The sequence below is a fragment of the Photobacterium profundum genome, assembly GCF_003026285.1.
Classification (GTDB): Bacteria; Pseudomonadota; Gammaproteobacteria; order Enterobacterales; family Vibrionaceae; genus Photobacterium; species Photobacterium profundum.
Map to the genome: position 1 here is coordinate 512,436 of NZ_PYOD01000001.1, position 14,421 is coordinate 526,856.

The following is a 14,421-nucleotide window of genomic DNA, read 5'->3' on the forward strand; positions in this document are numbered from 1 at the left end:
GTATTGAGCAGCAGAACGCTGCCCAACAATTTACATAGTTATAGAAAAGTACGGTGTATTAGTTAGCCACAGCCTGTAACTTATCATCTGGCTCTATATCGCCCTTGGCTTGGGCACGCTTATAAAGCAATAACGTTAAGGTCATTGGCACAGCCATGGCCACTAGCATAGCGATAAGATAGACAGTCCAATATTGTGGCTGGATAGATAAAATACCCGGTAAACCGCCCACACCGATGCCGTTCGCCATCACGCCCGCGCTGCCACAAATACCCGCAGCTAAAGCTGCACCTATCATTGCGCTTAACATTGGAAATTTGTATTTCAAGTTGATGCCGTACATCGCAGGCTCAGTCACACCTAAGAAAGCAGAAATAGCGGCAGGCACTGAAATTTCACGTTCATTGTGTTTTTTGCTGATCCAAATAATACCGACAACCGCAGAGGCTTGAGCAATATTTGATAATGCAATAAGAGGCCAAATCGGTGTACCGCCCATATCTTGCATCAACTGTAAATCCACTGCGTTGGTTGTATGGTGGATCCCCGTAATAACTAATGGTGCGTAGAAAAAGGCAAAAACCATTGAACCAAGAACGGCAAAGTCACCTGTCATTGCAACTTTAGCGGCATAACCTACAGCATCGCCAATAGCACGACCGAATGGACCAATAAATGCGTGCGCTAAAATAACGGAAAGAATCAAAGAGATAAACGGCACAATCACTAAGTACAAATAAGAAGGAATAATACGTTTAAGATTAGTTTCTATGAACGCCAATGCCATACCGGCGAAAATTGCCGGAATAACCTGTGCTTGGTAGCCCACTTTCTCTATCACAAACCAGCCGAAATCCCATACTTCTGGTACTTCTTTACCAATCATATAAGCATTCATTAACTGAGGCGAAACCAGAGTGACACCCAGCACAATACCCAGAATAGGCGTCCCCCCAAGCTTTTTCACCGTAGCCCAACACACACCAACAGGTAGGAAGAAGAAAATCGCTTCACCAATCAGCCACAAGAATGAATGAACGGTTGACCAGAATTGACTGATTTCGACTAAGGTTTTGCCATCGAACATGCGAATATCGCCGATGACGTTACGGAAACCAAGAATCAAACCACCAGTAATGATTGCCGGTAATAGAGGAACAAAAATTTCAGCAAGGTGAGAAATACTTCTTTCAAGCAGACTCATGTTCTGACGAGCGGCAACCTTAGCTTCTTCTTTTGATGCTCCTGCATTTCCGGTTATGTCGGATAGCACTTTATAGGCTTCATCAACTTCAGTGCCGATAACCACTTGGAACTGTCCCGCATTGGTGAAACACCCTTTCACAGCAGGAATTTTCTCGATCTCTTTAACGTTTGCTCGCTCTGTATCGTTAAGAACAAAACGCAATCTGGTTAAACAGTGGCTAACGCTGGCAATATTGCCTGCACCGCCAATCAGTTCAACCAAACGCTCAATATGCTGTCGATTTATTTTACTCATGCCAATGTCCATTATGTTGTGAGGGTACGCTTAGCTTATTTTTATCTTTGGTTTTAACTTAATGGGAACATTCCCATTAACCGGTCATTATAATGGCAAAACACTCGCGAACATGAAATGGGAACATTCCCACAACGTGAAGGAGTTCACAAAGAGAAAGCGATTTTTCACTCTTCGTATTTATATAATTATGGCTTAACGTCGCCTTAGGAAGAAGCTCAATACAAAATCTATTGAGCAATCATGGCTTTTTGCGTGAGGTGTGTAACTTCATGGCAACCAGCGAGTTGCTTGATAAGTAAGGAGGCAGACGCTTTACCCGCTGCATAATAACCAGGATCAATACTGAAGGTATTAGGAAATATAAATGACAATAAATCCGTTGCACCCACACCAGAAACCAATACATCACTGCGGTCTAATTCTTGTAAACGCTTCGCCACTCCCATCGCTAACGTGTCACTTGCACACACAATCGCTTCGGTTTCAGGCTTAAGCACATGATCTGTCAGTTCATAAGCGCTTTCATGACTAAGTTGGCCAGTCTGATAACTCGGTTCAATGTTGGCAGATTCACAATATTCAATATACGCATTTAGCCGCATTAAACCTGTCGTCTTATCGCTAGGATCAACACCGATAAAACCAATGTTCTGCTTACCCTGCTGTTGAAGGTTCGCCATTGCCAGCTCAATAATGCCATAGTTGTCGTAACCCACAGATGAGATCCGCCCGGTGTCCACCGCAATAACAACGGCTTTGTGATTCAAACTTTCAACAACTGATAAATCACAACCGCTAAAACCAAATAAAATCACCCCATCTACATTGCGCTTTTGCAGTACTGACAAATGTTCATTGGTTTTTTCAGTACTAAATTGGCTTTCCATAATAACGGCATCATAACCCGCCGCATAAATCACATCCAAAATGCCACTCACCGCTTTGTTCTCTGAGGGAGAATCAAGCCGCGAGATAATAACTCCCACCACTTTCGCACTGCCCCCTCGCATCGCTTGGGCTGATTTAGACGGCACAAAACCTGATTCTTGAATGACTTGTTCAACTCTTTCTCGGGTTTCAATCTTCACTTTGGGATCATTGGTTAACACACGCGAAACGGTGGATTTCCCAACCCCTGCTAACTTTGCAATATCTAAAATGGTGAGTTTTCTAGTCATAAATTCATTCTGGCTTATAAGAACAGTTTCATTGTCACCGTCGGCATCGATAATTCAATTCTTTTTGTTATCAACGATGAAAAACGCTTCATCCATCCACTTTTTTCGTTAAAAGTGCTTTTTTTATCGACACTCATACCTACGGTAACGCAACTATTACGAAAAGGTATAGTCTTATAAAAGTACCGTAAAATAACAATATTACTTTGATAGTATGTGCTTAGGCTAAATATGAGTAAAAACGTTTAAGTAGGCGTTATCGATGTATGCCACCAATTTTTGTTCGGCGTTGCAAAAAACTGACAATATCCAAACAAAAAAGGAAGCAACATCAGATAAGTTGTATTTTGTACGATAAATTAGGCTTAAGATCTGCGATAGCTTGAAAAGCTCTAGCGCTATACCCATATCTTTTAGTGATAATAAATAAAAACAACTTTGTGCAGCATTTTTCTCTTCCATTTTTCTCTTAATGCACACAGGGTACAAAACCAAGGATTATTATGAATACTCACGTTGGCATTATCGATCAAGACCCCGTTAGGTTGATCACCCCTTTGCTTGATCACGGCATTCCCGCCGATAGAATGATCTTTATTGGCACTCCCAGCCAAAAAGCACAATATGAACGCCTCGCATCCATACTGACGCCACGTAATATTGATGCTGAATTTTTTGAAATACCAGATTCAATTAATATTACTTGCCTTCGCGAACGACTAAATGCTTTAGCTGATGATCTAAAAAAGAATCATCAAGAAGTATGGTTTAACGCGAGCTGTGGATTACGTCACCGTTTACTGTCTGCTTATGAAGTGTTCCGTACGTTTCATTGGCCGATCTATGTTATCGAACCTTATAGTGACGAGATGTGCTGGTTATACCCATCTGATCGCGAACAGCAGCAGGTTGAGGATCGCATTCAATTAAGCGATTACTTAACAATATTTGGTGCGCGTTGTGAGCTACCAGAAACAACAGTAACCGATGAACTCAATGACCAACTATGGGATTTGGGGCAGCGTTGGGCGGGTTCGGCGTTAGAATTAGGGCCAGGACTGGCCACACTGAATTACCTCGCGACAACATGCCGTAAAGAACAAAAATTGGATGTTGCTTTAAGCGAAAAACAACAAGGCTACAAAGAATTGGGCATGCTAATTAATGATTTGCATGAAACTGGTTTAGCGACTTACGAAAATGGTATTCTTACTTTTAAACACGAAGAAGCCCGTCGTTTTGCAAATGGTGAGTGGTTAGAAAACCTGGTTCATAGTACGGTTCGTGCAATACAAAATGAACTACCAACTATTCAAGACCATTCATTAGGTGTACAAGTTTACCGTAAGATTGGGGATCGTGAAGTACGTAACGAACTCGATGTGGCAACACTGGTTAATAACAAACTGCATATTATTGAATGTAAAACGAAAGGCATGCGTGACGACGGTGATGATACGCTCTATAAACTGGAATCATTACGTGACCTACTTGGCGGCTTACAAGCTCGAGCAATGCTGGTGAGTTTCCGCCCATTACGTCATCACGATTTAGTTCGTGCACAAGATTTAGGTTTAGCGATTATTGGCCCTGATCAGTTAAGTGAATTACAAACTCACCTGCACAACTGGTTAAAAGGTGCAGGTGGCCAGCCGCACGACCACAATATAGCCTAATTCTTTATTTCACTAGCACTTAATTTTACTAACAGCTCAATGTTCAAAAAGCCACTGCCAGTGGCTTTTTTATACTTCTAATACGAACTTCTAAAGATAACAAACATAAAAAAACCGATGCGCTAGCATCGGTTTTTAAAATCGTGTCGTACTCATTAACTATTAAATTACGCGTACAACACTCAAGTAATCACTTACTCAGCTAACATGCGACGAGCAGCATCTACAACCACTTTAATTGAACGCATTTCAGTTGCTTTTAATAACGCGTGATCAGGGATTTCTTTCTGAGTGCGATTTACAATAACACCCGCAACACAGCCTGCACGTAGACCTGAACTTGCACACATAGTTAATAGCGTTGCTGATTCCATCTCGAAGTTCAACACGCCCATGTCTTGCCATTCTTGCATTGAACCTTGGAAACGCTTAACAACACGACCACTGAATGTATCGTAACGCTCTTGACCTGGGTAGAACGTATCACTTGAAGCCGTTACGCCCGTGTGTACTGTTGCGCCTTCTTCTATAACAGCTTGCTTCATTGCAGTTGCTACATCAAAGTCAGCTACTGCTGGGAATTCCATAGGTGCAAAGTGTAGGCTTGCGCCATCTAAACGTACTGAACCTGTTGTTACAATCATATCGCCAACATTGATATGTGGCTGAATCGCACCTGTTGTACCAACACGTAGGAATGTGCGAATACCAAGCTGTGCTAGCTCTTCTACTGCAATAGAAGTAGACGGACCACCAATACCTGTAGAACAAACAATTACAGTTTTACCGTCAAGCACACCACGGAACAATGTGTACTCACGTGAACTTGCTAAAAATTCAGGGTTATCCATTAGATTTGCGATTTTTTCTACACGCGCTGGATCACCAGGAATAATTGCTAATTCTGCGCCATTGAGATCTGCTTTTGTCACACCTAAATGGAAAACTGTAATATCAGACATAATCATATCCTTGTTATTGTTTATGGCTCTGCATAGGGGAATCAGAGGTTTATTAATAATATTGTAATGTTTAGGCAGTATTCAAATCTGTTACAACAATTTGAACACTCTCAAAACACGAAGTAACGATAGCCTATAGAACCGTACTTTTGAGTGACCAAGGTCACAACTAATAAAAGACACCTAATTACATATCTCACCAAAGAGCGACACAGATCACACCAAATCGATTGCACGTGCTAAATATCACAAAAATAAAACATCACAAAAAGTAGGTAATACATTTTATCGGCACAATAAATAAGAAAAGCCCTCTACCTTTTTCAAGATAGAGGGCTTAATTATATTAATTAGTTACTTCGATAGCGGTTACTGAATTTTCACTCAGTTTACTTAGACTTTGTTTTTTGGTTCAAAGCGAAGCAATCTTAATGCATTCAACGTCACTAATGCAGTCGCACCACTGTCAGCTAAAACAGCCACCCACAATCCAGTTAAACCGAATAACGTTGTCACTAAGAAAATGGCTTTCAGACCTAATGCCAACCCAATATTTTGACGAATGTTATTTAATGTCGCTTTAGATAGCTCAATCATCACCGGTAATTCTGATAAACGGTTATGGGTAAGCGCTGCATCTGCAGTTTCTAAAGCCACATCTGTTCCGCCGCCCATGGCAATACCAATCGAAGCCGTTTTCATTGCTGGCGCATCATTAATACCATCACCGACCATGGCAACATGCGATTTTTCATTCGCAAGTTGTACTTCCGTCACTTTATCAGCAGGCAACAAGCCAGCACGGTACTCAATACCAATCTCGCCCGCAATGGCGGCAGCCGCACGTGGGTTATCCCCCGTTAACATTACTGTCTTTATACCCATAGCCTTCAGTGCCGATACCGCTTGAGCGGCATCATCACGTAAGTTGTCACGCCATGCGATAATACCAACAGCAATGCCATCTCGTACCGCTACAACTAATGTTTTGCCCTGTGCCTCTAGTGCTAATACTTGATCGTTTTGCCCGTTAGTCAATACAACGGATTCGGTTAATCTGTCTGCAGCACAGAGCAATACCGTCTCACCATTTATAATGCCTTGAATGCCACGTCCAGGTAATGCTTCACGTTCTGCCGCTTCAATAACCGTTAAACCACGATCTTGTGCTGCTTTTACCACAGCCATTGCTAGAGGGTGTAATGAACCCATTTCAACCGCAGCAGATTGCGCCAACAGTTTATCGTCGTTGCCATCCCAACTTACAAGGTCTGTCATTACAGGTTTACCCTGCGTGAGTGTTCCCGTTTTATCAAACGCAATAGTTTCAATATGACCTAGCTGCTCTAACGCTGCACCACCTTTAATTAAGGCACCTCGTCGTGCGGCGGCGGCTAAACCTGATGTAATCGCAGCTGGCGTTGAAATCACCAATGCACATGGGCACGCAATCAAGAGTAATGTTAAACCTCGGTAGATCCACTCATCCCAAGACTGTGCGAACAACAAAGGTGGAATCACAATAACCAATGCGGCAAACACAATCATTGCTGGGGTGTACCAGCGACTAAAGCGATCTAAAAAGCGCTCAAGTGGGGCTTTACGTGATTCTGCATCTTCAATCAAATGTAGAATCCGATCAATGGCGTTCTCACCTTGCTCTGAAATGATGGTTAAGCGCACCACCTTGTCAGCCACTAGTGAGCCAGCCATTACCTTCTCGCCAGGAATATGTTCAACCGGAACTGATTCGCCCGTGAGTGCACTTTCATCAAAACTAGCAATAATATCAAGTAACTGTGCATCCGCAGGCAAACGCGAACCTGGAGCCACTTCAATCACATCACCTTTCTGTAAATCTTCAGCAGCAACCTTCACTCTTGTACCATCAGCACGAATAACCGTCGCTTCTTCTGGCACAAGATCCATCAATGCTTTTACACCACTACGTGCGCGGGCTGAAGCATACCCCTCCAGCTGTTCCCCGATAAGAAATAACAACAACACCATTGCCGCTTCGGCGGTTTCGCCTAAGTACAATGCACCTATGGCTGCAATGCTCATCAAGGTTTCAATCGAAAATGGTGTGCCTGATTTAGCTAATACAACAGCTTTTTTAGCTATTGGGAATAAGCCTAAAATACTGGTCAGAGTGAACGCGATTAAGCCCATCGGTTCAGACACTTGGCTTATTAGAAATGACACCGCCATCATGCTTGCAATGGTAATGACCGCTAAATTTTGCTTTATAAAATGAGGCTTTTCTTGTTTTTGTTGTGATTTACGCCCAGTAACTAATTGAAACCCTGTTTTTTTCGCTTTGGCTTCAATCGCTTCTACCATATCGGCTGACTGGCAATTCACCACCAGCTTTTCTGTTGCAAACATCACTTTGGCACGTTCGACACCATCAAGTGTCATTAATGCTTTCTCAAGTTTACTGGCACAGCTTGGGCAATCCATACCGAGCACTTTCCAGCTTTGGCTATGCCCTAAATTTGATTGAGTTAACTGTTCTTCAAACTTTTTTTCTTCATCTTTCTGCTGTTCTAACGAAACGTTAGATGTACTACAGCAAGATGTTGAACAGCTGCTTTCACTTACAAGATCACTTTGATGATGATGCTGTTCACCTTTTGAATGCGAATGCTGATGAGTAGGCGAAACATCATGAAGATGAGGGGAACTGGAAGCAGGGCCTTCAGTATTTGAATCACCATCACCATTATTTTCTGTTTCAGTTGATACAACAGTTGCTGTATTGGTTGTACTACAACAATCGGTTGATGTGCACGCTTCTACTTGAACAGAGTTACTCTGTACTGCTGTAGCTTTAATGCTATGGATATGTGGTTTCTTATTATTGCATTGAGCACACATAGGTCACTCTCCTTAATCACTATTTTTATTCTAGCTTGGTGGGCTTTTCCACCTGCAATAACTATAAACCTTAGAGTTGAATCTAAGGTCAACAAAAAAGCCAAAATAATTTATTTTGGCTTTTTACTGTTTATAAGGATTTGAATATTAACAAGAAGTATAACTAGCGTAAGCGCCTAAAGATAACGCCGTTATCTAATATGTCAGTCCAAGGTTGGTAGTCTAACCCCATATCAAATATATACTCTGTGATTAGAGTACGTGCCGATGTTAGTAAAACTTCTGCTTTCCACGGTTTTTCAAAATAACTTTCGATACGAGCACGGTTTATTGCGGCAATCGTATCTTGGTGGGTAGCTTGCCCTGTCAGTAATACTTTCTTGGTACGGAGGAAACGTGAGTCTTGTGATATTTCGGTTAGTAACTCGACACCGGTTTTCCCAGGCATAACATGGTCTGAGATCACTAAAGCGATAAACTCGCCTTCTGCATCTAATTCGTCCATTAGCTCTAACGCTTCATCAGCCGACTCACAATCTTCAACATGAAAGTAATCATTTAACGGTGCTAAATCTTTAAGTACAGCGCTAAGCACTTCTCTCTGGTCATCTACACAGATGATATTTAACTTTTCCATAACCGTCCCTCTACGCAATAGGCAGCTTAATTCGAAATTTTGTTTTTTCTGGATCACTTTTAAGTGCAATCGTACCGCCGTAGCTCTGTACGATACGTTGCACAATAGATAACCCCAGCCCTAAGCCAAACGACAAACCTCCTTTTTTGGTGGTGAAGTTTGGTTGGAAAATTTGTCTACGAGTCACTTCTTCTATAACTGGCCCGTTATTACTAATAGTGATTAATAGTCGATTCTTCGAGCAGCGGGTAATAATCTCTATATGCGGATTATCCGTATACTCCATTGCATCACAGGCATTTTTAATGATGTTAACCCACACCTGTACTAACTCAGTCACACTTGCATTAATGGTTGGCAGCACTGCTGGTCGCAATACGACATTTACACGGCGTAAATTACTTTGCAGTAAAGCCAAAGACTTATGGATGGTGTCATTCACGTCAACATCTGGCTGACGTGCTTGATCACTCCCCCCTAGCTGTTTAACGGAACGTACAATACTTGCGGCATGTTTACCGGCTAGACGCATGTCATGAAGGTCACGCCCTATATCCCAATACTGTAAGGCTTCATCTAAGTTGGTAAGCCATGAATCAGGAATATCACCTTGTGGTACAGCTCGGGCTAATTGTCGAGCTTGGTCACGGTCTAATCGATACATATCTTGCAGGATCTTCGCTCGCTTGCGAACTTCAGCAGATGTTGCAGATTGTCCATCGCAAATACCCGAGTCTAAAAAAGGTGATACTTCTGGCTTATTTTCTTCCAGAAAACGACAAATAGCATTCTGAACACCTTCCGTTTTACTGCTTAATACCCCCACGGCATTATTCAATTCATGAGCAATACCAGCAGCAAGTTGACCTAGCGTGGTCATTTGTTCAGCGGCATACAGTGTTTGTAATGCTTGTTCTTTTTCTATTGCTTCTAACCCAGTCAACATTTGGCGCTGCGCTAATTCATGAACCATCACAGGCATAAACTGCTCAACCAGTGAACCATAGATTTCAGGCTCAATGGGTTGAGTGTTTAAATCAATCCACGCAATTTCACTGTCTTTCTCTGCAATTACTGTGGTTGATGCCACCAATGTTTGCGCAAAATAACTATGCACACCAAAAAACATGCCTTGTTCAACACGAAAAACTTTTGCCGTAAGACCACTGGTTTCATTTTGAAGAGACCCAGATAGCTCTCCCCTTTTAACCCAATACAATTTGTCGTTAAAGCCATCTTGCTTTAAGACCTGAGTACCTGCGCGAACAGAAACCGTTCGTGCGCTGTGACTAAAGTAAACATCGACAATACGCTGTAAAGCCTTCGGTTGATGCATTAATACACCCCTTTAAGCACTTATTAAATATGATCGATAAGGTGTAATAACCAAATCATCACGAAACTCATTAGCACACCAACAATACCAATAATGACACCGACTCGTGCCATCTGATTACTTTGAACATGACCTGTCGCATGCGCTAGCGCATTTGGTGGCGTACTGATAGGTAAAGACATACCAAGAGAAGCGGCAAAAGTAACGACTAGAATAAGTGTGATTTCACCACCCAATGGCGTGAGTGAAGTCATGGATGTGCCTAACGCCGCCATTATTGGCATTAACAAGTTAGCCGTTGCCGTATGAGACATGAAGTTGGCCATCAATAAACACAATACCGCCGCCCCTGCTAACACAACATATGGCGAGTAATTATCAAATGGGATGCTATGCACCATAAGACGAGCTAACCCAGTTTGATCAAGTGCTAAACCAAGTGCAATACCACCAGATACTAACCAAAGCACATCCCAAGAAATCTTCTTCAGATCTTCTTTATTGATGATGCCTGTTAATGAAAATATTGCGACAGGAATAAGTGCAACAGTGTAAGAATTCATACCATGCGATGAACCCATTAACCACAATATAATAGTTAAACCAAAAGTAATGTATACCGTGATTGCTTTCGGCGTTTTAAGGAATTTACCTTTGATGGTCAGTTCAATTTTCTCTTGCTTTGCAGGGTAAAGATAGTTGATAAGAAACCATGCAAATACAAGTAAGATAGCGACAAAAGGCACACCAAAGAACATCCATTCCCCGAACGAGATCATGTTATCTTCTGAGATATACTTCAGCGCGATCGCATTGGGCGGGGTGCCAATTGGCGTACCAATACCACCAATATTCGCAGCGACAGGCACACAAAGTGCAAAGGCTATTTTACCCGGATCTTTCACGCCAAATAATGCAATGACAGGTGCGAGAATAGACAACATCATCGCCGTGGTGGCGGTATTCGACATGAACATCGAAAAAATAGCGGTGATCAACATCAGTCCGAACATGACATATTTGGGCTGGGTACCAAACGGCTTTAACAGCACACGTGCAAGGTTAACATCAAGGCGGTATTTGGTTGCCGCCATTGCAAGGAAAAACCCCCCTAAAAACAGCATAATAATAGGGCTCGCGAACGTTGCCATAATGTCGCTAGAGACTAATAATTCACCAAAATGAGCTTGCCCCTCGCCCTGACGGAACAAGTACAGCCCTTTATCGGAAAGCAATAACAACTCAAGTACAATGATAACCACAGATGTCGCATAAATAGGGATCGGTTCAAGCACCCAGCATAATGCAGCCAGTAAGAAAATAGCGATAACACGTTGTTGGACAACAGTAAGCCCTTCAACAGGAAATGCTGACGCTGGCAACAATAGAATTATGAGTGGAATTAAGATTGGTACTATGTACCGGATGTACTGACGCATAATGATGTTATTCCCTTAAAACAAAAAATGAATCTGTTGTTCACAACTTCGGTCTATTCCTTTGTCGCTGTTTGTTATTTTTGAGTAAATACAACATTGGCATTGCGCATACAAACAGTCGTTCTTGTTGGTGGAATGACTCTGAAAAGCTGTGTTTCATTGCTGATTTGATAATCTAACCATAATCAACAACTAATCTAAGACTTTAGTAGTATTCATTTTGAGTGTAAAAGGGCTACTTTTCTTCGTTATAGATCAATTATTTCGTGAAATGTAAGTAAGTTTTAATTAAAGAGTTATAGTTCCGACTGTTCATATACAAAGGATTAAGAGAGTAAACCAACGATAATGAAGACCTAAATCACAAATACAACCAAAGCGTGACTTACATCACCATTATGGGGCGCTATATAAATAAAAGTACCTTCAACAAAAAAACGCCTTCAACAAATTGTGTTAAAGGCGCTTGGGTCGATTTAATTCATTACATTGGTGCAGCAATGTTTGTTAGATGTGCATATCAGTAACCGTTATTGTGGTTTAGTTTCCTTGCTGAATGTTTCTTCCAATATATCTTCTGATGCCATATAGGTACGAGAAGAACAAAATGGTGTCATTGGTACACTTGGCTCTAGTACTTCCAATTCTTGCTGTTTACGTTCGTGATCGTGTCCCATTTTTTTCACTTGGCGAATCACCAAAAAATACCCCAAGATACCGAAGACGATAGAGCCTACCGCCTGTCCCATTAATACCCCACCAGCACCAGCAATTTGACCGCCAAGAATTACAAATGGGATAGTACCAATGGTTGCTTTACCCATATTCAATGCCGTTGACCATGTAGGACGATTCAAGTTGTTGAAAGCAGCATTTGCCACAAACAATGCACCATTAAAAATAAAGGTAATTGCCACAAAAGAGCAAAAAATCATCACAATTTCGGCAGAATCGTCTTTTAGGCTAAACATACCTATAAGTAAATCTTGCCCTAGCCACAATACGACTGATACCAAGACACAATAAAGAGAGGTAAATAACATCGCGTCGCGTAACGTGCGATTAATACGATCCCAATGGCCTGCACCGAAGTTTTGCCCTATGATAGGGCCTACTGCACCAGATAAAGAAAACACCAACGCAAAACATACTGGCATAATTCGACCAATCACGGCGTATCCCGCAACATAATTCTCACCAAACTGCGCAATATTACTGGTAACAATTGCATTACCGATTGGTGTTGCGGTATTCGTTAATATGGCCGGAAAAGCAATTTTATATATGGTTGGGATGTATGATTTAAAGATACTAAAGTCTGGCTTTGCCACTAGGTTATGCTTGTAAATAACAGCGTAGAGCGAGAAGACCATTACCGCTAAACGCGCAAAAACCGATGCAATTGCCGCCCCTTGCACCCCCATTGATAGCCCAAAAATAAATATTGGGTCCAATATTGCGTTTACACCGCCACCAATTAATGTGGCGACCATAGAACGTCGGGCATCTCCAACTCCACGAAGTGCTGCCCCCGCAGACATAGAAATCGCAATTAAAGGGGCGCTTGGCAGTAAGATAACCAAGTATTGGGTAGCCACTTCAGCTACTCGCCCTTTCGCACCAATCATGCTTAATAATACAGGCAGTTGCCAAAGCATAATCGTCACTAAAATTGCACTGATGATAAAGGCAAATATCATTACATTGACGGTTAGTATTCTGGCTTCATCGCGTTTTTGTGCCCCTAATGCCCTTGAAACAAGTGCACCAGCCGCAATAGAGGTACCAATAGAAGCAGATGTCGAAAAGAAAACTAATGTACCCGCAAAACCAATTGCAGCCGCAAGCTCAACCTCGCCCAACATACTAATAAATAGCATGTCGAGTAGATCAACCAAGAACAGCGCCATTAAACCCACAGCCCCAGTACCCGACATAATGACAATGTGGCGCATGGGTGAGCCAGTCACAAACTTTGCGTGCGTGTTATGTGCTTTATTTGATGAGTCTTTCACTTCTGACGTTTGTGCCACATACACTCCATTCTTTTTATAGTTAATGGCACTTTACTGTTCAATAGATTGATACCATTCTGGTTCAGTAAATGGTCAAATAATTACTTGGTAAAATTGATATTAGCAATTTATACCAACAAGGACGATCAGGTATTTATCTAGATTGGTGTTACATTGTCGATCCTAAAAAAGGCGCATAAAGCGCCTCCTTAACGTATTTTAGTAATCATAGACTTAAAATCAAACTGGGTGCTTAAAGCATTCACCAATCTGGGTACTGATGGCCGTTAATACATCACGACGAGTAATCACCCCAACCAATTGTCCATTATTAATGACTGGATAAATTTTTGGTTTTTGACCAGACATTACTTCTGCGAGTTCGATAATTGAATCTTCAGGCGAAACAGTCAGTACATCTGGTCGCATACAGTCATCGACATTGTGTGTATCTTGGCAGTGATAACCCACTTTCAATAGCTTATGAATCATATCTTGTTCAGACAAAAAACCAACCACTCGTTTTTGCTCGTCGATTACAGGTCCACCAATCTGCTTAGCAGTAAGCAGTTTATCAAGCGCGACCGATAGCGACATATGCTTATCAAATGTGACTGGTCGGCTATTCATATAATCTTTTACTTTTAATGATTCCATACATCCCCCAAACCTATTGTTATAACAAGATAAACAAGTTACGAGCTTTTTTATTATTGCCGGATACTTGCTCCGATAAACTAAGTGTCGTCTATTTCCTTGAAATTACTAAATCGAAATAAGTAATTTTATTGATA

The 14,421-nt window shown here is 41.7% G+C and carries 10 protein-coding genes; 1 reads left to right on the forward strand and 9 read right to left on the reverse strand.

The genetic code is table 11. The features are described from left to right. Nucleotides 1–58 precede the first annotated feature (58 nt). A complete protein-coding gene (gene treB / locus C9J48_RS02265; protein ID WP_181320792.1) occupies nucleotides 59–1,501 on the reverse strand; it encodes a PTS trehalose transporter subunit IIBC in 1,443 nt (480 codons plus the stop codon). A 230-nt stretch (nucleotides 1,502–1,731) separates the two neighbouring features. After that, on the reverse strand, nucleotides 1,732–2,682 hold the full coding sequence (gene treR, locus C9J48_RS02270) for a trehalose operon repressor TreR (protein WP_006231296.1): 951 nt from the start codon (nucleotides 2,680–2,682) through the stop codon (nucleotides 1,732–1,734). Between the two features lie 503 nt (nucleotides 2,683–3,185). Here treR and C9J48_RS02280 point away from each other — a divergent pair. Then, nucleotides 3,186–4,358 (forward strand): Card1-like endonuclease domain-containing protein, encoded by a 1,173-nt coding sequence (locus C9J48_RS02280; RefSeq protein ID WP_006231294.1) that lies wholly within the window; start codon nucleotides 3,186–3,188, stop codon nucleotides 4,356–4,358. A 194-nt stretch (nucleotides 4,359–4,552) separates the two neighbouring features. Here the strand turns inward: C9J48_RS02280 and udp are convergent, their stop codons facing one another. From udp to C9J48_RS02315, 7 genes are all read right to left on the reverse strand, one after another. After that, nucleotides 4,553–5,320, reverse strand: coding sequence for a uridine phosphorylase (udp, locus tag C9J48_RS02285; protein ID WP_006231293.1), 768 nt, complete (start codon nucleotides 5,318–5,320; stop codon nucleotides 4,553–4,555). A 393-nt stretch (nucleotides 5,321–5,713) separates the two neighbouring features. Then, a complete protein-coding gene (locus tag C9J48_RS02290) occupies nucleotides 5,714–8,200 on the reverse strand; it encodes a zinc/cadmium/mercury/lead-transporting ATPase (RefSeq protein ID WP_006231292.1) in 2,487 nt (828 codons plus the stop codon). A 163-nt stretch (nucleotides 8,201–8,363) separates the two neighbouring features. Beyond that, entirely contained in the window at nucleotides 8,364–8,837 is a 474-nt protein-coding gene (locus C9J48_RS02295; RefSeq protein WP_006231291.1) for a response regulator, read from the reverse strand. A gap of 10 nt (nucleotides 8,838–8,847) precedes the next feature. After that, the gene (locus C9J48_RS02300) at nucleotides 8,848–10,173 is read right to left on the reverse strand and encodes an ATP-binding protein (protein ID WP_006231290.1); all 1,326 of its coding nucleotides are present in this window, start codon (nucleotides 10,171–10,173) and stop codon (nucleotides 8,848–8,850) included. A gap of 23 nt (nucleotides 10,174–10,196) precedes the next feature. Beyond that, on the reverse strand, nucleotides 10,197–11,612 hold the full coding sequence (locus C9J48_RS02305; RefSeq protein WP_006231289.1) for an SLC13 family permease: 1,416 nt from the start codon (nucleotides 11,610–11,612) through the stop codon (nucleotides 10,197–10,199). A 530-nt stretch (nucleotides 11,613–12,142) separates the two neighbouring features. Further along, nucleotides 12,143–13,549, reverse strand: coding sequence for an MATE family efflux transporter (locus tag C9J48_RS02310; protein ID WP_242610855.1), 1,407 nt, complete (start codon nucleotides 13,547–13,549; stop codon nucleotides 12,143–12,145). Between the two features lie 318 nt (nucleotides 13,550–13,867). Next, complete coding sequence (locus C9J48_RS02315) at nucleotides 13,868–14,284, reverse strand: CBS domain-containing protein (RefSeq protein ID WP_006231287.1); 417 nt, start codon at nucleotides 14,282–14,284, stop codon at nucleotides 13,868–13,870. Nucleotides 14,285–14,421: the final 137 nt, after the last annotated feature.

Bases quoted from the DNA above. Each gene is read 5' to 3' on its own strand.
- C9J48_RS02300 (WP_006231290.1), bottom strand. From the start codon at position 10,173: ATGCATCAACCGAAGGCTTTACAGCGTATTGTCGATGTTTACTTTAGT.
- C9J48_RS02305 (WP_006231289.1), bottom strand. From the start codon at position 11,612: ATGCGTCAGTACATCCGGTACATAGTACCAATCTTAATTCCACTCATA.
- C9J48_RS02295 (WP_006231291.1), bottom strand. From the start codon at position 8,837: ATGGAAAAGTTAAATATCATCTGTGTAGATGACCAGAGAGAAGTGCTT.
- C9J48_RS02315 (WP_006231287.1), bottom strand. From the start codon at position 14,284: ATGGAATCATTAAAAGTAAAAGATTATATGAATAGCCGACCAGTCACA.
- treB (WP_181320792.1), bottom strand. From the start codon at position 1,501: ATGAGTAAAATAAATCGACAGCATATTGAGCGTTTGGTTGAACTGATT.
- C9J48_RS02280 (WP_006231294.1), top strand. From the start codon at position 3,186: ATGAATACTCACGTTGGCATTATCGATCAAGACCCCGTTAGGTTGATC.
- C9J48_RS02290 (WP_006231292.1), bottom strand. From the start codon at position 8,200: ATGTGTGCTCAATGCAATAATAAGAAACCACATATCCATAGCATTAAA.
- udp (WP_006231293.1), bottom strand. From the start codon at position 5,320: ATGTCTGATATTACAGTTTTCCATTTAGGTGTGACAAAAGCAGATCTC.
- C9J48_RS02310 (WP_242610855.1), bottom strand. From the start codon at position 13,549: ATGTCGGGTACTGGGGCTGTGGGTTTAATGGCGCTGTTCTTGGTTGAT.
- treR (WP_006231296.1), bottom strand. From the start codon at position 2,682: ATGACTAGAAAACTCACCATTTTAGATATTGCAAAGTTAGCAGGGGTT.